The 23289-nt window shown below is 60.1% G+C and carries 15 protein-coding genes; 7 read left to right on the top strand and 8 right to left on the bottom strand.

What is annotated here, in order from left to right; all coding sequences use genetic code 11:
• Positions 1–157: 157 nt before the first annotated feature.
• The 3 genes from ORG26_RS08815 to ORG26_RS08805 all read left to right on the top strand — a co-directional run bounded on the left by ORG26_RS08815 (position 158) and on the right by ORG26_RS08805 (position 4406).
• A complete protein-coding gene (locus ORG26_RS08815; RefSeq protein ID WP_266368526.1) occupies positions 158–2689 on the top strand; it encodes an XrtN system VIT domain-containing protein in 2532 nt (843 codons plus the stop codon).
• Positions 2676–3755 carry an exosortase N gene (gene xrtN / locus ORG26_RS08810; RefSeq protein WP_266368524.1) on the top strand — a complete coding sequence of 360 codons (1080 nt, stop codon included), beginning with the start codon at positions 2676–2678 and terminating at the stop codon, positions 3753–3755. Before ORG26_RS08815 ends, xrtN begins: the two co-directional genes overlap by 14 nt.
• A 132-nt stretch (positions 3756–3887) precedes the next feature.
• Entirely contained in the window at positions 3888–4406 is a 519-nt protein-coding gene (locus tag ORG26_RS08805; protein WP_266368522.1) for a hypothetical protein, read from the top strand.
• Between the two features lie 2 nt (positions 4407–4408).
• Here ORG26_RS08805 and ORG26_RS08800 read toward each other — a convergent pair whose 3' ends face one another.
• The 4 genes from ORG26_RS08800 to ORG26_RS08785 all read right to left on the bottom strand — a co-directional run bounded on the left by ORG26_RS08800 (position 4409) and on the right by ORG26_RS08785 (position 11001).
• Positions 4409–6451, bottom strand: a complete 2043-nt coding sequence (locus tag ORG26_RS08800; protein WP_266368520.1) for a hypothetical protein — start codon at positions 6449–6451, stop codon at positions 4409–4411.
• Positions 6448–7665 carry a patatin-like phospholipase family protein gene (locus tag ORG26_RS08795; RefSeq protein ID WP_266368519.1) on the bottom strand — a complete coding sequence of 406 codons (1218 nt, stop codon included), beginning with the start codon at positions 7663–7665 and terminating at the stop codon, positions 6448–6450. The genes ORG26_RS08800 and ORG26_RS08795 overlap by 4 nt, the downstream gene beginning before the upstream one ends.
• Positions 7666–7830: 165 nt before the next feature.
• Positions 7831–9180, bottom strand: coding sequence for a DEAD/DEAH box helicase (locus ORG26_RS08790; protein ID WP_266368518.1), 1350 nt, complete (start codon positions 9178–9180; stop codon positions 7831–7833).
• Between the two features lie 246 nt (positions 9181–9426).
• A complete protein-coding gene (locus ORG26_RS08785; protein ID WP_266368516.1) occupies positions 9427–11001 on the bottom strand; it encodes a sensor histidine kinase in 1575 nt (524 codons plus the stop codon).
• Positions 11002–11220: 219 nt separating this feature from the next.
• On the opposite strand from ORG26_RS08785, the gene ORG26_RS08780 reads away from it, so the two are divergent.
• Positions 11221–13170, top strand: a complete 1950-nt coding sequence (locus tag ORG26_RS08780) for a T9SS type A sorting domain-containing protein (RefSeq protein WP_266368515.1) — start codon at positions 11221–11223, stop codon at positions 13168–13170.
• Between the two features lie 6 nt (positions 13171–13176).
• Here the strand turns inward: ORG26_RS08780 and recG are convergent, their stop codons facing one another.
• Complete coding sequence (recG, locus tag ORG26_RS08775) at positions 13177–15285, bottom strand: ATP-dependent DNA helicase RecG (protein WP_266368514.1); 2109 nt, start codon at positions 15283–15285, stop codon at positions 13177–13179.
• A 193-nt stretch (positions 15286–15478) separates the two neighbouring features.
• Here recG and ORG26_RS08770 point away from each other — a divergent pair, with 193 nt between their 5' ends.
• The 3 genes from ORG26_RS08770 (at position 15479) to ORG26_RS08760 (ending at position 18950) form a co-directional block, all read left to right on the top strand.
• Positions 15479–17386 carry a T9SS type B sorting domain-containing protein gene (locus ORG26_RS08770; protein WP_266368513.1) on the top strand — a complete coding sequence of 636 codons (1908 nt, stop codon included), beginning with the start codon at positions 15479–15481 and terminating at the stop codon, positions 17384–17386.
• Between the two features lie 34 nt (positions 17387–17420).
• Positions 17421–18380 (top strand): N(4)-(beta-N-acetylglucosaminyl)-L-asparaginase, encoded by a 960-nt coding sequence (locus ORG26_RS08765; RefSeq protein ID WP_266368511.1) that lies wholly within the window; start codon positions 17421–17423, stop codon positions 18378–18380.
• 105 nt (positions 18381–18485) lie between these two features.
• A complete protein-coding gene (locus ORG26_RS08760) occupies positions 18486–18950 on the top strand; it encodes a response regulator (RefSeq protein ID WP_266368509.1) in 465 nt (154 codons plus the stop codon).
• A gap of 15 nt (positions 18951–18965) precedes the next feature.
• Here the strand turns inward: ORG26_RS08760 and ORG26_RS08755 are convergent, their stop codons facing one another.
• From ORG26_RS08755 to ORG26_RS08745, 3 genes are all read right to left on the bottom strand, one after another.
• Positions 18966–20333 carry an OmpA family protein gene (locus tag ORG26_RS08755; RefSeq protein ID WP_266368507.1) on the bottom strand — a complete coding sequence of 456 codons (1368 nt, stop codon included), beginning with the start codon at positions 20331–20333 and terminating at the stop codon, positions 18966–18968.
• Between the two features lie 96 nt (positions 20334–20429).
• Positions 20430–21761, bottom strand: coding sequence for an OmpA family protein (locus tag ORG26_RS08750; RefSeq protein WP_266368506.1), 1332 nt, complete (start codon positions 21759–21761; stop codon positions 20430–20432).
• A 56-nt stretch (positions 21762–21817) separates the two neighbouring features.
• On the bottom strand, positions 21818–23254 hold the full coding sequence (locus ORG26_RS08745) for a DUF5723 family protein (protein ID WP_266368504.1): 1437 nt from the start codon (positions 23252–23254) through the stop codon (positions 21818–21820).
• Positions 23255–23289: the final 35 nt, after the last annotated feature.

The raw sequence follows: 23289 nt of genomic DNA, 5'->3' as shown, positions 1-23289 counted from the left end.
GGGCGTACGGCAGGAGGTCCGTCTCCTGCCCGCTTTCGCCGCTGCGGTAATTTTTTGCCCTTTTTACTTTGTAATTAAAAGTACTTTCAAAATGGATGCAAAAACCAGATTCCAGCCCGCTCCGGCGCAGACATCCCCGCCGGAGGCTCTTTTTGAGATGAAATCTACAGAACCGGGCTGGCTACAGCCGTTCCAGTCGAAGTCGTTTGTTTTTGGATTGTTTCTGGTGCTGCTCAGTGGCCTCCTCTTCGGCCTGCACGAAAGCTGGGAGGGGTACACCGGGCCGGGGAATACCAGTCCGGGCCTGTTTGTCTTTCATTACCTGCTGGCGGGCGGGTATGGCCTGTATCTGCTGATCGCCGGTTACCTCGTCGGCCGACGACGCAAGGCCGGGCGGCCGCTGCGCATGCTGCTCTGGATTCAGTTTCTGATAAGCTGTTTTGCGCTGAACCGCGAAATGGCCGTCTTTCAGGAGTCTGTGCCCTGGGTAAGCGCGGCGGTGGTCGGGGCGGCGGCCCTGCTGATCGTTTCGTTCTGGCTCGACTGGCTGACGGTGCGGGCGCAGCAGCTCGTGCTGATTGGGCTGGGAGCGGCCTGGTGGCTGTTTTTTTACCAGACCCTCTACCTGCTGCCGCTCTTTCCCATCAGCATGATCGGGCTTCTGGCGCTGGGGCTTTCCGTGCACACCTACATTCCGCTTCTGCTCACGCTGGAACTGACGGCGCTGTTGCACCGGTGCTGGAACGCCCACGAACACCGGCGTCCGGCCATCCTGCTCGGCTGGGTGCTGCCTTTGTTTGTCATGTTTTACTTTGTCTACCAGTGGAACCGGGCCAATGCCACCATCCGGAAAACCCTGGACGAAATTCAGGTCCGGCGCGATGCGGAACTGCCGGACTGGGCACTTATGGCCCAGCGACTCCGGCCCGACTGGGCTACCAGCCGCCTGCTGCAAACCGGCACGACCTACGACCAACTGCGCTTTGCCGACCGGATCGTCCCGCTGGAAACCCGGCGCGATCAGGTCCGTCGCCACGACCCGCTGGTGGTCATTGCCGCTTCGCTGGTGCCGCCCGTGGCCTTTTCGGAGCCCGAACAGGTGAAACTGCTCAATACGCTGTACGATGAGCGGCACAGTCTGGAAGAAAAACTGTGGTCGGGCCGGAACCTCAAAACCGGCCATGTCCTGACCCAGGTAAAGCTTTTTCCCGAGTACCGGCTGGCTTATACCGAGAAGCTTATTCAGGTGCAGAGTACGCAGCCAAACGGGTTGCCGCAGGAGGCGCTATACACCTTCCACCTGCCGGAAGGGTCTGTGGCAACGTCGCTTTCGCTGTGGATAAACGGGGTGGAGGAAAAAGCGGCGCTCACCACGCAGGCCAAAGCGGATACCGCTTACCGGACGGTGGTGGGCTTCGAACGGCGCGACCCCTCGCTGCTGAAGTGGCAGGAAGGCAACCGGCTGACGGTGCGGGTCTTTCCGGTGCAGTCGGGCGAAATGCGGCAGGTCAGGGTCGGCATCACGACGCCGCTCCGGCCCTGCGGCGACCGGCTGGTGTACGAAAATCCCTGGTTTGAAGGTCCCAACGGGAAATCGGCCACGGAAACCGTCCGGATTGAGTTTAGCCAGCCGCCCGCAGACCTGCAATTGCCCACTTTCTTACAGCCCGGTCTGGTGTCGGAGGCCGGTTCGCGGAATCTGGTGACCAGTCATGCCAACTACCGCCCGCTCTGGAAAATCAGTCTGAAAGCGCCTGCGGTGGCGGCCTCTTCTTTCCACGTTGCCGGAAAATCGTACCGGATGGAACCGCTGCAGCCGGTTGCCGAAGCGTTTTCGCCCGGGGCCATCTACCTCGACGTGAATGAAACCTGGTCGGAGGAAGAGGTGTCGGCCATCCGGAAAGCGGCCGGTCCGTGCCCGGTCTGGGTCTACGACGACCAGTTGGAACGGCTGACGGACGACAACCAGCAGGCACTTCTCGAAAAACTGCGCCGCCTGCGGTTCAGCCTTTTTCCGGTTTACAGAATTCCGGACCCGGCGACGGCGCTGCTGGTGACCAAAGCGGACGATTCCGGCCCGTTTCTGGATGAACTGGCCGAAAGCGCCTTTGCCCAAAAGTTGAAATCGAGCGCCGACCGAACGCCGCTGAGGACCTTTTCACTGTCGGACGAACCCTCGGCCGTTGTCCGGACCCTGACCGAGCTGCGGCTGCTGAAAACGAGCTACGGAACGGCGGAGGCGCTGGCCGAAAACCTCCGGCGCCATCAGTTTACAACCTTTCCGGAAGTGGCCGGTGCGGTCAATCTGCCGACCGCCGGGGTTCGGATTCGGGAAGCGGCGGAGCAACCTTCCGGCCCGGCGGCTCCCGACCACCTGTACCGGCTTTACGCCTACAATCACCTCATGCAGCAGATTGGAGCGAAGTATTTTGACCGGACCTATCTGGCTGATTCCCTGATTCAGGAGGCGCAGCGGGCCAATGTGGTGTCGCCGCTTTCCAGTCTGATTGTGCTGGAAAAAGCATCCGATTACGAGCGGTTTGGCATCAAGCGACGGACCGGCGGACTGGGTAACGCCACGCACAAAAACGAAGGCGCGGTCCCCGAGCCGCACGAATGGGCGCTGCTGGCGCTGGCGCTGGTCTGGGTTTGGTACACCATCCGGCAGCGTCGGTATGCCCGCTCCTGACCTGACGCAGCTCCTGGCGCTGGGGCTGGCCGGGTATGTCCTGCTCACGTCTGCCCGCCGCCGGTGGGCGTGGGTGCTGGGCGGGCTGGCCCTGACCTCCCCCGGACTCCGCTGGCTGGCGGCCCTCTTCAGCTTCCCCCTCCGGCTCGAACAAAGCCGATGGGTGGGAGCGGTGCTGCGGCTGGCCGGAGCCGATGCGGAAGTCCGCGGAAACGTGATTCGGCTGAACGGCACCGACTTCGCCGTCGATCCAGCCTGCATGGGCCTGCAATTGATGGGTCTTTCGCTGCTGGCGGGCCTCTTTCTGCTCATTCATACCGAAAATGAAAGCGGGAAGAAACTGCCGTTTCCGGCTTTGCTGTTGGCAGGTTTTTGTCTGACAATATGGGCGGTTTCAGCCAACTTCTTCCGAATGCTGGTGCTGGTGTGGTTTGCGGTGCTGCCCGACAATCCGTTCCACGATGTTTTCGGACTGGTGTGCTGGCTGGCGTACGTAGCCCTGCCGCTGGGTTGGCTCATCCCGAAGCTGTACCACCGGTTTGGGCGGCCGGCGGCGGTGGCGGCGGGCGGTCGCTGGTGGCTGCTGCCCGCCTTGCTGAGTCTGATGCTGGTGGCCGGATTCGTGTGGCTGCCCCGACAGGAAGGGGAGCGGACCGAGCCGGTGGCGATGCCCGGTTATGTCGTTAGAAAACTGGAAAACGGCTTTGTTCAGTACAGCAAAACCGGCGTTCTGGTATACGTAAAGCCCGTTCGGACGGTCTGGGCCACAGAACACAATCCCTATGTCTGCTGGCGCGGAAGCGGGTACGAGTTCGGACGGGTGGAGGAAGGCCGGCTGAACGGACAGCCGCTGTACCGGGGGCAGTTAAGCCGCGGCGGCCATACGCTCCACACGGCCTGGTGGTTCAGCAACGGGCGGGAAATCACGACCAGCCAGCTACGGTTTCGCCACCGGATGCTGCAGGGCGAGCGGGCTTTCTGGCTCATCAACGTAACGGTAGACCAGGCCCGGGATGAAGCAGCGGTCTACCAGGAATGGCAGCATTTTAGAAATGGATTGCCATGACCGACAGGAAAGATACGTCGTCAACCGTTCAGTATAATGTCTGATAAATAAGATGAAAATATTTTTATATTAACCGTCGTAAAGGTAAATTTGGTCTGTTCAACGAATCCATCAATATAGTCTAATCAGGCCATGAAAAATCTATTCTGGATGCTGTTACTCGGGTGCGTGGTCACGACCTGGAGTTGCAAGAAAGAAGACGCCATTACGACCGGTCCGACCCGGACGAAGGCCGAGATCGCCGCCCGTACCTGGCAACTGCAAACCCTTTCGATTCTCATCAACGGGGCGGCGGTGCAGGCTTACACCAAAGGAGGAACGCAGAATCTGGCGGAGCTGTCGAAATACAGCCTTAAACTGATGGCCGACGGCAAAATGGAGCAGACGCATTTCGACGCTACCAAACGGACCGGCACCTGGAAACTAACCGAAAACAACACCCAACTGGAAATCACCGACACCGGCACTGGCGTCGTTAGCCGCTGGAAGCTGGTGGACCTGACCGATACTTCCTTTGATTTTACGCAGCAGATCGCGGCGGGCACGACCGATGCCGCCGAGAAAATGATCCTCGACGGCATGAAACAGGTCGGGCTGGATACGTCGAAGGGCGCTTCTCTGACCGTGCGCCTGACGCCTTCCGGTGTGTAACGTCAGGAGGTGACCGGGAGGCCCAGGGCCGTCCGGGAGTCGATAATCACCGGCCGGGCACCGCGGCGGCGGGCTTCGGCGACCAGGTGCGTGGTGCCGCCGGAACCGTCGCCGTTCTGGCCGTCCCAGAGTGCGAGCAGCGTCAGGTTCTGCCCGCCTTCCGACAGGGCCGTGTACAGCATCCAGAGGTTTCCGCGCGTCCAGACGTTGTAGGCTGGTTTTTTGACCAGCCAGCGGGGTAGTTCTTTCTGATTCAGCAGAAACTGTTTCGGAGCCCGGTTGTAGAGGTCATAGAACCGCCTGATCCAGGATTCACCCGCGAAGCCCACCGACGATTCGACGAAGGCCTCCGCCGGAACGGGCAGAAACAATTCCGTCGGAATGCCGAGTTCGGCGCATACTTCGTGAAACAGAAGATCGCCGCCGCAGGCTCCGGCCGCTATGCCCGTCAGTTCGTGACCGGGATAGCGGCTTTTTTCTTCTTCCAGCCGCTGGCGAATCGCCTGCCGGGCCATCGGCTCCGCGCTGGCCGGAAAACGCGGCTCCGGTCGGTCGTCCCGGTCGATCATATGCCCGGTAAACAGGATAAACCGCCGTTTGGGTGCTTCCGGGGTTAGCGGAGGCAAGGTGTCGAGGGCGGCCTGGACATTCTCCGGAACAATGCTGAGCAACTGGTAAAACTGCAATTGCCGCCGCACCGAATCGGCGTAAAACGCTTCGGCATTTCGCAGCGCGTTCGCGTACAGCCGCTCCACGCGCCGCGGATTGGTTTCGGTCAGGCAGGCCAGGTCCGCTGCCGTCAGGTCCAGCCAGCGGTCGGTTGCCTGCCTGCGTTCCAGACGGGTCTTCTGCGCCTGAATGGCCATCCGGATGCTGGCGGCCAGGTCCTGGCGGAATCGTTTGTGGGCGCTCAGGGTGCTGGCGGCGGCCTCGGGCGTATCAAAGCGGTCTTCCCACTCGTCGGGGTATCGTTCCGCCAGCGTAATCAGCGCCGTCAGCAATCCCAGCGCATTGATGCCCGAATAAAAATGGTTGAGGTCTTCCAGATAGCCCAGTTCGTACTCTTTGTACGCTTTCGTCAGCGTGTCGGACCGGAAAACCTGCAGCGCCTGCTCGGTGGCGGAGTTTCGGCTTTCGAGCTGGAGTTTTGTTTTGGCGTTGCGGCCTTTCAGGGCGTATGCTTCCGCAATGATTCGGGCAGGCAGCCGTCCCGCCTGCGCCAGCAGCCGGTCAATGGCCTGGTCGGACTGGGTCAGCAGGACACCGGCCTCGTCGCGGTCGGGAGCCTGTTCGCTTAGCCGCTGGTAAACGGTCGCCAGTAGTTCGTTGGCCTGCAAGTCGTCCGGAATGCGCTCCCGAATGCGTTCGTAGGTTCGGCGGGCATCTTCGTAATCCTTGAATTTGAACAGCACTTCGCCCACCGACCGCAGGGCCGGGACTTCCCACGAAAAGCCGGTAGCCTCGTGGGCGAGCAGCGCGACCCGCCCGATTTTGTGATGCCTTTGCTGCCGAACCATCGCCTGGGCGAGTTCTTCGCCGAATTCCCGGGGTACCGCCAGCAGGTCTTCGGGGTCCTGCGGCTTCAGGTTGGGCAGGAGGTTGAAAATCGGGCTGTCTGTCCGTTCGTTGGCGATCGTGTGCCGGAGACCTTCGATGAGTTTCTCCAGAATCGCAGCGGGCTGAGCGAGCGGGTAGGAGAGGTACCGGTCCGTTTTCAGGTCAAAAGGCACGTCCTTGAGCACCATCGACGCGTCGGCACCGGCGCTTCCGCGAATCAGAAAGGTGCGTTTGTTGCGCAGGGCGTGGCGGGCACCCAGTTCGTAGAAGACGTTCGGGTTATGAACCGTGATGTCGGCAATGACGAGGTCCGCCGTCATCAGTTCAAAAAACATGTCCTCCCGGATGTTGCCCGCTTCGATGATCGGCTCGGTCGTGTCGCCCTCCAGATTCAGGGCTTTCAGGGCGGGACGGATCAGGTCCCGGTGAACGGCTTCAAAATCGACGCCTTCCTTCACCCCAAAAGGCCGGACGATAAACGCTCTCATAGCGCGGGAACGGCTACCGGCGGAACAAACGAACCGAAATGAGCCAGGGAAATTTGCCGGGCACCGGCCTTCCCCACTTCCTGCAGGGCGTCGAGCTGGTCAACCGCGTCCATCTCCCGGACTTTCTCGGATTCGATATGCGGCAGACCCAGCTTCGTGAGGGATTCCTGACTCAGATCGACGTTGTAGCGGACGTACAGGAACTGCTTGCCCAGATTTTCGCTCAGCGGAATTTCCTCCCGTTCGCGGGTCTGGTGGCCGAGCCGGACCCGGTACGGAATCAGGTCTTCCATTTCCCGGTCGATGGGCGCGCCGTACGAACACCGCCCGACGGTCCGGCAGTTGATGTCCTGATCGACCTGCATGGCGTACAGCAGGTTGTTGGGCAATTCCTTGAGCGTGTTGATCAGGTTGCCGTACGCCCCCGCCGAAGGCGACGACCCGGTGCCGACCGACACCAGCAGCAGTTTATCCTCGCCCGTCGGCCAGTTCAGCCGGTAGGCGGGCTGAGTTGCCATGCGGTAAAGCAGAAAAGCGGGGTTGTTGTAGGGCGTCATGCCGCCATCGACGAACACGAACGTTTTTTCGGGATTGTTTGGGTCCCACTGGAGCGTTTCGGGCTGGAAATAAGCCGGAGCGGCCGTGCTGGCCCGGACGAGCTGGTACAGCCGGATGTTGAGATTGCAGTCGCGGCGGTCGGCGTGGTTGTAGATCGCCAGCGGGTTGTTGCTAATGGGCCAGGGCGAATCCGTCGAGCGGTTCATGGTGACCACCAGCAGCATCGTTTTGAATTTGCCCGAACGCAGGTCGATGCTGGTTCCCTGCCCGAAAACCTCCTGTAGCTTTCTGGCCAGCGGCCGGTCGTTGTAGAGGTTTTTTCCAAAATTGGCCAGAAAAGCCTTGTCGAACATGTTTTTTCCCTCGGCCCGGTAAAAGTCGATCAGTTCCTGAACGGACATGCCAACGCTCAGCCCGGCGGCGATGATGGCCCCCGTGCTGGTGCCGGCGATGTAGTCGAAGTAGTCGGCGAGGCGGAAGGTGTCGTCTTTCCCGAGGCGGGCGCGAAGCTGGGCTTCCATTTCGCTCAGCAGTTCGAGCGTGAGCATGCCCCGGATTCCGCCGCCGTCCAGCGCCAGCAGGCGGCGTTGGGGCTGCGGATTTTCGTAACGGTCGGCCAGAGGGCCCCAGTGTGATGCGGCTGAAGCGGGTGTCATGAGGGTGCAGGGTTTGTCAGAAGGTGTAGAGTTAGCCTTTGGTTATCAGCTAACTAAAGGTAGTAAATGCACCGAACGCCGCCTAATCACCGGCCGCTATTTAGTAAACGGCAAAAGCACCGCAAACAAAAAGGGTTCTGGTGGTGAACCAGAACCCGTAGAATGTTAATCCCGCCGTTTGTCCCGCGTGGCAGAGGCGGTGGGGCGGCGATTGTCGCCCTGACGCCGGTCGTTGCCCGGTGAACGGGACTCGTTGCGCCGGTCGGTGGCGTGCGGGTTGCCGCGGCGGTCACCGGCCGGGCGATTGCCCTGGGGTCGTCCGCCGGATCGTCCGCCGCCCTGACGCCGCTCGGGTTCGGGGCTGGGCGTGCCGTTGCCGATGAGCGGGTACGGATGGTTTTCCACCACCGGCACTTTCAGGCCGATCAGCTTGTTGATATCGCGCAGAAATTCTTTTTCTTCCGCATCGCAGAACGAAAGCGCCTTGCCGCTGGCCCCGGCGCGGCCCGTCCGGCCAATTCGGTGAACGTAGGTTTCGGGAATGTTCGGCAGTTCGTAGTTGATCACGTGCGACAGTTCGTCGATGTCGATGCCGCGGGCCGCGATGTCGGTAGCCACCAGCACCCGGGTTTCGCCGGACTTGAAGTTGGTCAGGGCCCGCTGCCGGGCGTTCTGGGACTTGTTGCCGTGAATGGCTTCCGCCTTGATCCCGACCTTCACCAGGTCTTTGACCACCTTGTCGGCTCCGTGTTTGGTACGGGTGAACACCAGCGCGCTGGCGATGCTTTCGTCTTCTAAAACGTGCTGCAGCAGGGCTTTTTTGTCCGGTTTATCGACAAAATAAACGGCCTGTTCGACCTTTTCGGCGGTCGAGGAAACGGGCGTTACTTCCACTTTGGCCGGAGTGCGCAGGATGGTATCGGCCAGTTTGGCCACGTCGGGCGGCATGGTTGCCGAGAAAAACAGCGACTGCCGTTTGGCGGGCAGCACGGCGATAACCTTTTTGACGTCGTGAATAAAGCCCATATCGAGCATCCGGTCGGCCTCGTCGAGCACGAAGAGCGAGAGGTGACGGAGGTCTATATACCGCTGGTTCATCAGGTCGAGCAGGCGGCCGGGGGTGGCGATCAGAACATCGACGCCTGCCTTCAGGGCCTGCACCTGGCTGTGCTGGTTGACACCGCCGAAAATGACCGTATGGCGCAGCGACGTGTTGCGGCCGTAGGCCGAAAAGCTTTCACCGATCTGGATCGCCAGCTCGCGCGTGGGCGTCAGAATCAGGCATTTAATGGGCCGGGGCGCTTTCGGGTTGCGGTGTTCCTCGTGCAGCAGCTGGATGATGGGTATGGCGAAGGCGGCCGTTTTGCCGGTGCCTGTCTGGGCGCAGCCGAGCAGGTCGCGGCCGTCGAGGACGAGCGGGATGGACTGTGCCTGAATCGGTGTGGGATGGGTGTAACCTTCGGTTTGCAGAGCCTTCAGAATCGGCTCAATGAGGTTGAGTTTCTCGAATGACATTCGGTTGATTGTTCGGAAACGACCTCAGGATGTTTACAATCAGTCGTTTCGGGTAAATAAAGCCCGTTACATTTCGGGCTGGCTGGTGGTACAACACGCTTCGGCGCGCTTCCGTTCGGGTAAGGTGCAAAGATAGAGCCAAAGCCTGTCGGAATTTCGCCGGTTTGCCGGACTACCGCCGATTAGGACCGAACGCCGGGGTCGGTATAGGCACCGTTCTTTTGGACGGTTTTGCCTTTAAATGAGTCACAATCGGGGCAGAATTACGGTAAACGTCGCGCCTTCGCCGGGCTGGCTGCTGGCGGTCAGATAGCCTTCGTGGTTTTCGACTATTTTTTTGCAGATGGCCAGCCCGATGCCCGTTCCGGCGTACTGCTGCTTGCCGTGCAGGCGCTGAAACATCACAAAAATCTGTTCCAGGTACTTTTCATCAAAGCCGATGCCGTTGTCCTGAATGTCGATCCGAACGTAGTTTTTGCTGTAGGAAAGCGGGGTGCCGGCGGGGAGCTCCGACCCGGGCAGCGCCTGGGACCGGACCTGCACACGGGGCGTACGGTCGGGCGGGTGGAACTTGACGGCATTGCTGATCAGGTTCTGAAACAACTGCCGGAGCTGGTTGGTGTCGCCCTCGATGACGGGCAGCGGTTCGATGCTGATCTGGGCGCCTTCTTTCAGAATGGCCAGTTCGAGGTCGTTCTGCACCGAAACCAGCAGCTGGTTGAGGTCGATGGTCGTAAAGGTGCCCTGGTCGGTGGAGAGGCGCGAGAAGGCAAGCAGGTCCTGAACCAGCGACTGCATCCGCTGGGCCGCGCTCTGCATCCGGTTAATGAGGTCCATGCCCCGCTGGCCCAGCTGGTCGCCAAACTGCCCCTGCAGGATGTCGCCGAACGACTGAATCTTGCGCAGCGGCTCCTGCAGGTCGTGGGAAGCGATGTAGGCAAACTGCTGGAGGTTCTCGTTCGACCGGCGCAGTTCCTCGTTCAGGTTTTCCATTTCCTGTTTCGACAGCTGCGCTTCGGTCACGTCCAGAAACAGCATCAGCACTCCGTCGCCCTGTTTCACAAACTGGATGTTGAACCAGCCCTGAATCGCGTCGATTTCGACGGGCATCAGCAGGCGGCGGGCCTCGCCGGTTTCGGTGACGTCGTGCAGAATCTGCTCCATCTCCGTCCCCCGGAAGGCCGGAAACAGCGTCAGCCACCGCTCACCTTCCAGTTCTTCCACGGATTTATGGACAACCGCCGCGTTGGACGGATTGGTCAGCAGGTAGCGAAAGTCTTCGATCCGGCCCTGGTCGTCGCGGATGGCTTCGAACAGGATAAGTCCACTCGGCGAATTGTCAATAACGGACCGGAGCAGATGGTACTGCTCCTCCAGTTTCCGGTTCTTTTGCTCTAACTCTTCGAAATGCGTTTTGGCCTCCGTAATGTCTTCAAACGTATTGAGGTACCCGTCAGGCATGGGCGTGAAGGTGAGCCGGAGCCAGCGGTTGGTCACTTCGTACAGGCGTTCTTCCGAAAAACTTACCTGCTCCAGAACCACCCGCCGCAGTTTATCGAGGTATTCCCGCTGAACGGGATAAAGCTCAAAAAGCCGGGCTCCGTGGCCGAAAGCCGGTTCCGGAACGCCCACCACTTCCAGCGCTTTCCGGTTGTAGGCAACCACTTCGAAGTCGCAGATTTCGCCTGAATCGTCCCGTACCGCCCGGTGGGCAATAACGCCCAGCGGCGACTGGTCAAGGATGCTTTGCAGCAACTCGGCCCGCTGCCCGAAGTCGGCAGGAGTAAGGGCGCTGGCAGATTCCCGGTCGGATGTGGACATAGTGGCAACGATTCTTTCTGGTAAATTAAAGACTTATTTACTTACTAAAAGGTTTGAATGACAAAGTTCGCCGAAAAATAGCAAACGGAGTCCTTTACTTCCGCTGCCCCGATTAACGGACATAAATCGATGCGACAGTTTGTTGTTTTAAACTACAAATGATGGAGTATTGGTTTAAATTTGGGCCACTCTTTTTTTGGTTGGTGCTGTATGGTTCGTATGTCCGTAGCTTTCACTTCGTTTTTTGTCTTTCTGTGTTCCCTGACTTTCGCTCAGGAACTAAAGCCCAGCGTTGATTTTGTATCGAATAGCCCGGTTTGCCAGGGGCAGACCATCCGGCTGAAGGCCTCCACCACGTCGCTCCCCGCCGGCACGACCGTCACTTACGAATGGAGTGACCAATGGGGGGGTAAATGGGTTGGCGAGGAGGTCAGCATTCCTGATGCGCAATACAGTAAAATGTATACTGTCCAGGCGGTCTTCAGCGGAACCTATACCGGGAAGATTACGGTGGTCAAACGGGTTGATGTACACTACCTGAGTGTTTATGCCATAACGAATGAGTTAGAAGAGTTCTGTCCTAAACAGCGGCGTACGCTCTACAGCAGTGTCTATTCAAGCGACCCCACCGCCAGCGTGAGCTACCGCTGGACCGGCCCCAATGGGTTCACCAGCACGCTTAAAGAACCGGTAATTGACGAAATGCCCGACCTGCCGACGGCCACCTACCGCCTCACGGCTACCCTTAACGGACGGTGCGCTCTTGAAGCGAGTGAAGAAGTCGTTTTCGTTCAGAGAAGCCCCCGGATAGAAATCGGGAGTGGATTGCCGAACGGGTACGGGTCCACCTGGGCGCACAACTATTGTCCGGGGGCCTCGTTCTGGCTGGCCGCGGTTACAGATTACCGGTGGACTGACCCGCCGCAGGCCGTGCTGTGGACCGGCCCAAACGGATTCCGGTCGACGGAACTGCACCCAGTCGCTTCCGGAGTAGGCACGTATGAGGTTAAAGCCCGGTTTGCGGGTTGCCGCGACACGGTCACGGCTTCCGCCGAGGTTCGGGAGCTAGCCCCCGACCCTGTCATACGGCCGTTTGCAAAACGGCAGTTACCCGGTGATTATGAGATCGACACGCTGTTTTGCCCCGGTGAGTTGCTGCAACTGGAACTCACCGATACAACGCATGTACATGGTGTCGAATGGGACTTCCGCTGGTCCGGGCCGAACGGGTTCAGCGCCGCCGGTCAGCGGGTAACGGTCGGTGAGCTGACGCCCGCGATGGACGGTGTGTACAAGTTGACCGCTACCTATTCGGGCGCGTGCTCAGGAACGGTCGTCAGGACCCAGTACATTGGCGTAACAAAGCCTTCGGTGCAGATTCTGGGGGAAACAAGCTTTTGTGAAGGCGATACGCTGTTGCTGATTCCGAACGAAACGCATGACGGAATCGTCGGGCATACCTGGCGCTCCCCGTTAAAGTACAACTGGACCGGCCCCAACGGCTTTGCCAGTCGCGAACGGGAGCTGCTGATTCCGAAAGGCGGCAGCAAAAGCGCGGGCGACTACCGCCTGACCGTCAGTTATCCGGCCTACTGCGCCAATGCCGCGATCAGCCAGACCGCAACGGTACGACTAAACCCTGCTGCTGCCGCCATTCTCCCGCCCGACACCACCATCCAGCGGGGCGACAGCCTGAAGCTGGCCGTGCGCCTGACGGGCGGCGGGCCCTGGCGGGTCGTGGACTGGAGCGGCCGCGCCTTCGAAACGGCCGGGTCGCCGCTCTGGCTGACCGTCCGCCCCGACTCGACCACCCAGTATACGTTGCGGTCAGTTTCCGGGCAGTGCGGCCCCGGCACGGTGTCCGGCCCCGTCAAAGTGACCGTGCTCCAGCCGCTCGGACTGACGGCCCCGGTCTTGTCGCTAAAAGCGTATCCGAACCCCACCGCCGACCGGCTGATTATCGAGTGGAAAATAGCCACCGGAGCGGTCGCGGACCTGACGCTGTACGACGCGCTCGGCCGACCGGTCTTCTTCAGCGGAGCCCGAACGGGCCGCGGGGAAACCGAGACGCTGGAGTGGTCGCTGACGGACTTGCCGCCGGGCCGGTATTACCTTCGCCTGCACTCGGGCGGACGGGCGGTAAGCTCCTGGGCGGTGCTGAAGCAATGAGCGGGGTTAGCTGATCCGGCTCCAGTTCGTTTCGCCCTGCCGCTGGGCTTCCACCTGATGGCGGATGGGTGCGTTCTGCGGTAAAATCAGGTCCGGGTCTTCCTCCAGAATCGCCTGGGCCGACTCGCGGGCGGCCGTCAGGATGGCTCCGTCTTTGGCGAGGTCAGCGATGTGCAGGTCGGCGATGCCGCTCTGCTGCGTACCGGAGAGGTCGCCGGGGCCGCGCAGCTGCAAATCCACGTCCGCAATCTCGAAGCCGTTGTTGGTTTTGACCATCGTTTCGATCCGGATGCGGGTTTCCTTGCTGAGTTTATAGCCCGTCATCAGGACGCAGTACGACTGTTCGGCTCCCCGGCCCACGCGCCCGCGCAACTGGTGCAACTGCGCCAGTCCGAACCGCTCGGCACTTTCGATGACCATCACGCTGGCATTCGGTACGTTCACGCCGACCTCGATCACGGTCGTAGCGACCATAATCTGGGTTTCTCCCTTTTTGAAGCGCGTCATCTCGTCGTCTTTTTCGTAGGGCAGCATCCGGCCGTGCAGAATGCCCAGCTTGTATTTCGGCAGCGGAAAGGCCCGGCTCATGCTTTCGTAGCCGTCCATTAAATCCTTAAAATCCAGCTTTTCGGATTCTTCAATGAGCGGATACACGACGTAAATCTGCCGGCCAAGTTCGATCTGCTGCCGCATGAAGCCAAACACCTCCGAGCGGTGCGTATCGTAGCGGTGCACGGTTTTGATCGGTTTGCGGCCCGCCGGAAGCTCGTCGATGATGGAGAGGTCCAGGTTGCCGTAGAGCGTCATGGCCAGCGTACGCGGGATAGGTGTGGCCGTCATGACCAGAATGTGCGGCGGAATGTCGGTGTTCTTGGCCCACATCTTGGCCCGCTGGGCCACGCCGAACCGGTGCTGTTCGTCGATGATGCAAAGCCCGAGGTTCTGGAACTGAACTTTGTCTTCCAGCAGGGCGTGGGTTCCGACGATGATGTTCAGCTTGCCGTTTTCCAGTTCCTCATGAATCACTTTCCGGCGCTTATTGTTGGTCGAACCGGTCAGGATGTCGATGTGAATGCCCAGGGCGTCGGCGAAGACCTTGAGGCCCTGGTAGTGCTGTTCGGCCAGAATTTCGGTGGGGGCCATGATGCAGGCCTGCGCCCCGTTGTCGATGGCCATCAGCATGGTGATAAACGCCACAATCGTCTTTCCGCTGCCCACGTCGCCCTGCAGCAGGCGGTTCATGTGCTTGCCGGTGGTGACGTCGGCGTAAATTTCCTTCACGACCCGCTTCTGGGCGCCGGTCAGGTCAAAGGGCAGGTGGTCCTGGTAAAAACGGTTGAGCAGCGTCGTGCTTCTGAACACCTGCCCCGGGTATTCGACCTTGTGCAGAAGCTTGTTCTTGATGAGCCGTAACTGGTTGTAAAACAGCTCTTCGAACTTCAGCCGGCGCTGGGCCTGATGCAGCCAGGCGGGGCTGGGCGGCAGGTGAATGTATTCCAGGGCCGCCGCTTTCGGAATAAGCCGAAACTTCTGGATGAGGGCGTCGGGCAGGGTTTCGTGGATGTACGGCCGGGCAATGTCGAGCAGCTGGCGCATGACTTTGGCGATGGCCTTGCTCTCGAAATGCGTCCGGCGCATTTTTTCGGTCAGATTGTAAACCGGCACCAGCATGCCGCCCTGCTCGTTTTCGGGAGTCAGAACGTCCAGTTCCGGGTGGGTAATGCTGTACGTGCCGCTGAAATACAGGGGTTTGCCGTAGGCGATGTATTCTCCCCCCGGCCGCAGACTTTTTTCGTAGTACGAAATACCGTGAAACCAGACCAGGTCCATCGTGCCCGTGTGGTCGGTGAAGGTAGCCACCAGCCGCCGTTTGGGGCCTTCGCCCAGGATACTCCAGTCGCGAAGCCGCCCCCGTACCTGCGCGGCGGGAAGCAGTTCGGACAATTCGGCGATGGTATGAAACTTCGTGCGGTCTTCGTGCCGGAAAGGGTAGTACTGAATCAGATCGCCGTAGGTGAAAATGTTCAGTTCCTTGTTGAGCGTAGCGGCACGCTGCGGCCCAACACCTTTCAGAAATTCTATTTTGGTATCAAAAAACGTTGCGCGTTCAGTCATGCCCTCGGATGGGTGTATCTGGTCAAAACTACTAAAATTTCGGCATTTGATTTTAACGGCAAAGACGCAAAGAATTCGCAGAGGACCTCCGTAAAAAAGAGGCGTCCGGCCCGCTTCCGGGTCTTTTCGGAGGAATGATGACCGTGGCCTTATTTTTGTACATACAGAAGGGTACGTCTTTGTCTCTACCTGCATGCGTACACTTTCTGGCTTCATCCTGTGGCTTCTGGCCTGTCAACTGGCTGTGGCTTCGCACATTGTCGGCGGAAATGCCCGCCTGACGGCAACCAACCGCTCCAATCAGTATTTTTTCGGCATTGATCTGTACATCGACCGCGAAAGCAGCCTGGCCGGCGACGTGAGGGACAACATTACGGTCGCCGTCTATTCCCGCCGCAACAACCTCAAAATCGGGCAGTACGACCTGCCGCTGCTCGGCCAGACGCCGCTTTCGGCCGGGGGTAATCCCTGTGCCAGCCTGCGGCCGCTCCAACTGGGAGAAGTCCGTTATGGTAAAGAAATCGCGCTGACAATGAGCCGGTTCGACGACGCCCAGGGGTATTACCTCGTCTACGGCGTCTGCTGCCGGAATCCCAACCTGGACAACCTGGTAAAGCCCGGCGATACGGGAATGGTCTTTTACCTGGAGTTTCCGGCTTTGCAGACCACGGCCAACTCGTCGCCGGTGTTTGTCCGGCCCACCTCGCTATACGGCTGCTTAGGCAAGCCGCTGACGGCCTCGTTTGCCGCGACGGACGCCGACGGGGACGAACTGCGCTACTCGCTCGTAACCCCGTACAAAGGGTTCACCAGCCAGAGCAGCGGCACGTCCATCGAGCCGAGTTCGAACTATCCGGTAGTGCAGTGGCAGACCGGCTTCAGCCAGACCGCGATGGTGCCCGGCAATCCGGCCCTCGCCATCGACCCCGCCACGGGCCAGCTTTCCGTAACCCCCAGCCGCATCGGGCTTTTTGTGCTGGCGGTTCTCTGCGAAGAATACCGGGCCGGTCAGCGCATCGGCTCCGTTCGCCGGGACTTTCAGCTGGTGGTGGTTGACTGTCCCAAAACCGCCCCGCCCGCGCCCGTTATTTCGCTGGCCTCAACGCTGCCTCCCGCCGCCGTGAAGATGGACAACGGCCAGCTGCTCAGCCTGACGATCTGCCAGGGTCTGTCGCCCGTCCTGCGAACCGGCGAGTCGCCCGACTATGTCCACCAGTGGCAGCGCGACGGCAAGGACCTGAAAAGCGATACTCTGGCGAGCCTGAGCGTAAAATCGCCCGGCGCTTATACCGTCGTGCGGAAATTTACCAACACCTGCGGCGAGCCCGTCACCTCACCCGGCAGCGTAACCGTGACGGTGACCCTGCCGACACCCATCAAGCTGACGGCGGACGGCCCGCTCGTCTTCTGCCCCGGCGGCTCGGTCACGCTGACGGCTCCCGGCGGCGATTACACCTATCGCTGGCGGCGAAACAACGGGCTTATTGCGGGCGCTACGGAGGCCAGCGTGAAAGCGGCGGAGGCGGGCCGGTACGTGGTGGAAGCCACTGAACCCGCCAGCGGCTGCGTGGCCACGGACACGGTGCCGGTGCGGCATTGGGCGGCCCCGGCGCTGGTGTCCGGGCAGTTGACGATGGCCCGGGGCGGCTCCGTAACGCTGGATGCCAAAGGGGCAGACACGCTGCTGTTCCGGTGGTCGCCAGCCGCGACACTCAGTAGTGCGGCGGCGGCCCGTCCGGTGGCTTCTCCGGGCGAAACGACCACGTATTCGGTCACGGCCACCTCGCCGCAGGGCTGTACGGCTACGGCGCAGATGCTGGTTTCGGTTTTCACCCGGCTACTCATTCCGGACGCGTTTTCGCCCAACAACGACGGCATCAACGACACCTGGGTAATCCGCGGGCTGGAAGAATATCCCGACTGCCGCCTCGAAATCTACAACCGCTGGGGCGGACTGATTTTCGCGGCAAACGCCCAGGCTGGCCCCTGGGACGGCCGCTCCACCAGCGGCGTGCTCGTCCCTCCGGACCTGTATGTGTTCGTCATGCGGTCGGAGCGGTTGCCGGGCCGGAAGCAGGGGACCGTGTTGGTAGTTCACTAAAAATGCGTTAATTACCGAAAAAACCAACTTTCCTATGATTTCCCGTCGTGATTGGCTGTCCCGTTCGCTGGCCGGTGCGCTGGTAACCCGTTTGGGTCTTTCCGAAACGGTGGCTCAGCCCAAGCCCTCTTTTCCGCTTATTATTTCCACCTGGAACAACCGCCGGGCCAACGAAGCCGGCTGGGCCATTCTGAGTAAAAAAGGACGTTCGCTCGACGCCGTAGAAGCCGCCGCCCGCGTTCCGGAAGCCGACCCCAAAGACACCTCCGTCGGCTATGGCGGCCTGCCCGACCGCGACGGCAACGTCACCCTCGACGCCTGCATCATGGACGAGCAGGGCCGGGCGGGGTCCGTTTCGTTCCTGCAGCACATCATGCACCCAATTTCGGTGGCCCGTCAGGTGATGGAAAAAACGCCGCACGTCATGCTGAGCGGGGAAGGAGCCCTTCAATTCGCGCTGGCCAACGGATTCAAAAAAGAAAATCTGCTCACGGACTCTTCGCGCAAAGCGTGGGAGGACTGGAAAAAAGAATCGAAATACAAGCCCGTCGTCAACATCGAGCGCCATGATACCATCGGCGTGCTGGCGGTGGATGCCAACAGCAATTTTTCCGGAGCCTGTACCACCAGCGGACTGGCTTACAAAATGCACGGGCGCGTCGGCGATTCGCCGATCATCGGAGCCGGCCTGTTTGTGGACAACGAAATCGGCGGCGCCTGCGCTACCGGCCTGGGTGAGGTCGTGATGCGGGCGCTGGGCGCTTTTCTGGTGGTAGAGCTGATGCGCCAGGGCAAAACACCGCAGCAGGCCTGCGAGGAGGCAATCCGGCGCATGGTCAAAAAAACGCCCGAGTACCGCGATTTGCAGGTGGGCATTCTGGCCGTCAACCGGGCCGGGCAATACGGCGCGTACAGCATTCAGAAAGGCTTCAATTACACCCTGACAACGGGCGGTGAAACCCTGGTGCGGGAAGCCGACTTTTTTATGAAGTAAGCGGAATTAAGTCTATCCAACGGCCTACATTTTTGTCAGTAACGCCGGAACTTTGCCCGCTAAATGCGGTCCCCGCAGTCATTGGGGACCGCACGATTATCGATTATGGAAGAAAAACCCATTCCCGCATCGCCGACAATACTGCTGGTGGATGACGATGAGGAGGATAGATTGCTGATGCGGATGGCGCTGGAGTCGCTTGACCTGCCTACAACGGTAAAGGAACTGGAAAGCGGCGACCATTTACTTAAGTTTCTGGAAGAGGATGTGCGGCAGCAGGGTTCGGCTTCGGCGGCCCGCTGGATTGTGATGCTGGACAAGTACATGCCGGGTCTGAACGGTTTTGAAACGCTTCGGCTGCTGAAAGAGCACGAAATTTTTCGGGAAATCCCGGTCGTCCTGTTCATCAATACCCAAAATGAAAACGAGCTGAAGCTTTGTATCGATCTGGGCGCCATGACCTGCATCAACAAGCCGCTGCACTTCAGCGAAATGAAAGAGCTAATGCACTCGGTTTATCAGTACTGGGTCAGTAAATACCAGCAGCCCGGAGCGACGCATACAGCCTGAGGCGCCTTCGTCCGGTCAGTTGCCGATCACCCGAACTTCTACCCGGCGGTTGCGCTGGCGATTCTCTTCCGTATCGCTGGTAGCGACCGGTTTGCTAAATCCGTAGCCCGTGTGGCGAATTCGGTTGCGGGGAATGCCCTTTTTGATGAGGTAGTTGTAGACGGATTTGGCCCGGTTTTCGGACAGGAAAAGGTTCATCTTGGGGTCGCCGAGCCGGTCCGTATGTCCGCCGATCTCGACCCGCAGCGTCGGGCGGTTCTTGAGCGATTCGGCCAGTTGGTCCAGTTCCGGAAACGATTCCGGCAGCACTTCGTAACTGCCCTGGCGGAAGTACACGTTGTTCAGCGTGATGACTTTGCCCGTCAGGTCCGTGTCTTCCGAGCGTCCCAGCTTATCCGCCAGCCGACTAAAAAAATCCTGCTTTTCGGCCGGTTTGGCCTTTTCTTCGGTCGGGACAGTCACCACCTCCATACCCGGTTTCTTCACTTCCTCGACCGAGGCCGGTCTGGGAATATCGCGGTACATAACGACCAGAATCAGCGACTGCGGCGGCCGGGTCAGCGGACCCTGGTGGGTGATGAATCCCTGCGCCTTTACTTCGATGTTGTAGGAAACATCGTCTTCCAGCAGCACCCGCCAGTCGCCCGTATAGCGGTCGTTGGTGACTGTGACGGGCCGGTTCTGCTGGTCCCAAATCCGGATGTCGCAGCGGGGCAGCACATAGCGGTAATCGCCGTCCATAACCCGGATGTCGTAGGGCCGGATGGTGGCTTCCTGCTGTTTGCGAAGCTTGACAATCACGTCTTTGGGTTCCCGCACATCCGCGACCTGATGCTCGTGCGAATGATAGCCGCGCGCCCGGACAATGAACTGGAACGGCTTTTCGGGACTGGCTTCCAGCGTAACGGACGGCTCGGTGATGATGCGTGAATCCGCGGCCTGCTCGTCGGCATCCGCGCCCATCTGCACCATAAACCCTTCCTTGATAGGCTGCCCGGTTTCGGCGTCGAGCACGACGATGGTCACCGGCGTTTTGTGGGTTCCCAGCACCAGCACGAGGGTCTGTTCCATCACCGAATTATCGGTCGGAACCTCCAGCCGTACATTCTGGCGGACGGGCGGGAAGCCCGCTGCGCTGGCTTCGAACTGATAGGTGTCGCCGCCCGGAAGCTGAAACGTGAAGCTGTCGCCTTTGAGCGTTCGGCGGCGGACGGTCTTATTTTTTACGCCGGTCACGGTCACGGTAGCCGTGATCGACTGGCCCTGCTGATTCTGTACTTCAACTTTGATTTTGTAATCGCCCGGCCCGGTCAGGACAGTTGCCGACAGCCCGAACGGCATTAGCCCGAGGCATATGACCAGAATGTATAACCAGCGTTGCATGAGACAGAGAAGTGGCGTAAGAGTTACAAAATAACGCAATTCTCCCGTTCGTCAAGCAAAAACCGAAAATCGTTGATTGAACGTTGCCGGACGGTGTTATTCGGACAGGACGCGAACTTCCACCCGGCGGTTCTTCCGTTTGTTCTCCTCCGAATCGTTCGGGGCCACTGGCTGCTGGGAGCCATAACCCCGAAACCGAATCCGGCCCGCTTCAATGCCTTTTCCGGTCAGATAATTGGTAATGACCCGGGCGCGGTTTTCCGAAAGGGCCTGATTCAAACGAGGGTCTCCCACATTGTCGGTATGGCCCGCGATTTCAATCCGCAGCGTCGGGCGGTTCTTCAACTGGTCGGCCAGCAGATCGAGCTGGGCGTGCGACTCGGGTCGCAGCTGGTAACTGCTCTGGTCGAAGAAAACGTTGTCGAGGGTGGTGGCCCGCGTGCGGGCGGTCAGTTCGGGCAGCGTGGCCGGAGCCGGGGCGATGGGGCGGGCCGTCACCACCTGTTCTTCCGGTTTTGCCGGAACAGGCGTTTCGGCGGCTTTCCGCATGGGCAGCAGAATCAACGGGCCTGCCGGGCGCGGCAGGGGCAGGGCCAGCGGCTCGTAGCCCGTGGCTCGCACGGTCAGGCGGTAGGAGGTGCTGTCGTCCAGCGCCGCGAGCCACTCGCCCGGGTCACGGTCCTGTTTCAGTTCGACGGCCTGTTCGTATTGGCTGATGAGCTGAATGTCGGCCGTGCGAATCCGGGCTTGGGACGCTTCATCGACCAGCCGCAGGGTGTACGTTTTGGGCGTCCGGCCCGCTTCCCGGCGCAGCGGAATGATGATGTCGTTGCGCATCCGGGCTTCTGATTCGTAGCGATAAGGCTGAAAGCCGTTGGCTTTGACCACAAACCGAAAGCGGTGCAGCGGTTGCGTGCGGAAGGTTACCGTGTTCTTGCTGGCCGTAATGAGCTGAATGGTTTGTCCGCGGGTCAGGTCTTCTACCCGGATGTCAAAACCTTCGTTGAGGGGGCGGCCGCTGGTTCCGTCGATGATGCGGACCGTCACGGCTGTCTGAGCGGTTTCCTGCCGGGGCTGTCGGGGCAGCATGGTCAGTTCGACGGTTTCGCGGGCAAGAGCCGGATCGCGGACAACGCCCAGCACCAGTTTCTTGCGGACCGTCCGGTATTCCTCGTGGTTGGCTTCAATTTCGTACGTCGCACCGGCCTTCAGCGAAACGGTATAGCTTCCGTTCCGAAGGGTGCCTTTCTGGGAAAGACCCGTTGACTCCGAAGTAATCGTCAGCGTGGCCGGGACCAGCTCGCCCTGAGCGTTTTTGGCCTGTATCTGGACGACAAATTCGGTCACCGGCGACTGGGCCGCCGCCCTGCCGAAGCAAAGGGCCAGAAAGAGGATGTTTAACAGAAACAGGCGTTGGCGGGTACTCATGGGCAAGCTAATTCGGTAATGCGGAAGCCGTTCAGCAGCTTCCGGGAATGATAAATTTACGGTTTTCGTCGCAGCCCTGCAATGTTCAGCCCGGCGTACACATCCGCGCCGCGGGGTTGAAGGGCATTGCCGCTGCTGGCAATCAGGCCGATGAGGTTGTCGGTACCGACAAACACCGGTCCCAGCCGGAAACTGGCCCCGGCCGTGAACGTACGATTCAGGTACAATAACGGAATGGCAACGCCCAGCGCGCCCGTTTCAAGCCGGGGCGTAATGGCCAGCAACGTCGGCTGGTGCATCGCAATGGCGTTTTTGCCGCGGAGGTCACGCAGGTACGTCGCGGTCAGGTACAGGTCGCCCGTCATCTGAAAATCCGCGTTCAGGCTGAGGGCGGCGGGCAGACCCGACGAATAGGCCCGCAGGTTCTGCGACTCGTCGGTCAGCTGGTCGCGAAGGACCCGGGCCGCGTCGTCTATATCCCGGACGTCCCGAAAATCGTCCTCGTCGAGCCGACGGGCCGTTTCCCGGATCGAATACCGCTGGATGTACTGGCTGCTCTGGTACCGGATGGAGCCGAGGTCCGTCAGGGCCGCTCCGAGCCGGAAGCGGTAGCGGGTCGGGTCTTCTTCGTCCAGCATCTGGTACGAAAAGCCGACATCAGCTCCCCAGCCCTTGCCCGGATTGTTGGCGTCGAACAGCTGCCGCAGCGTGACCGAACGGCCCCGGTCGCCCAGATAGGTCGAATAGCCCAGCTCCGCGTTGACCTGGTCGATTTGCAGATAAGCGTCGTTGATGTTGTTCGAGTTCAGCACGATGCGGTAATCCAGACCGCGGTTGATCAGAAAGCCGGAAGTCAGGCCCTGCAGCCGTTTGACGGTGGCCCCGAAGCTCAGCCGCTGGTAGCCATCATCGAGCAGCGTGGCGGCCAGCGTCAGACCGGCTTCGGCGTACGTCGTAGTATGGGTGCTGAACTGGTTGTTGCGGTTGGGAATGTTGTACAGGGCGTCGTTTTCCAGTCCGGCCCGAAAGACCGACAGGATTTCCTCCGAAGCGTTGGAAAACTGGGCCGAGGAGCGGAGCCGGGTGGTCAGCCCGAGCGCGGCGCGGTCGCCGAGCCGGAACAGGGCGGAAGGGCCGCGCAGGTCTGTCCAGGCCGTCCCGGATTTGGCTTTGCCATCCAGAATTTCGCCGGTATACTCCGTGCGGAATTCAACCGAGCCGTCGGGCCGTTTGTACTGAGCCGGAACCCGCCCGGTGGCGAGCTGAAACAGGGAGAACGGCGCCTGATAACGAACGTAGTTGTTGCTGATGTGCGCGTTGCCGGCCAGCCCGTTCAGGTAAAAACTGTGGCGGGAGTCGGCCGCAAAAGCCGGATTCAGATACAGGCTCTGCGTCCCGCCGTACGGGCTTGACGAAACACCCAGCATATTCTGCGCTCCGGCCGAACTTGCCAGAACCAGACTCACCAAAAGAGAAAAAAGGATTTTTTTCATGCACCGAAGCAGCCGGAAACCAGCCACGAATGTTG

Source organism: Tellurirhabdus rosea, from assembly GCF_026278345.1.
GTDB classification, from domain to species: domain Bacteria; phylum Bacteroidota; class Bacteroidia; order Cytophagales; family Spirosomataceae; genus Tellurirhabdus; species Tellurirhabdus rosea.
Note: the sequence above shows the minus strand (reverse complement) of the source record. Positions and strands in the feature narration are given on the sequence as shown.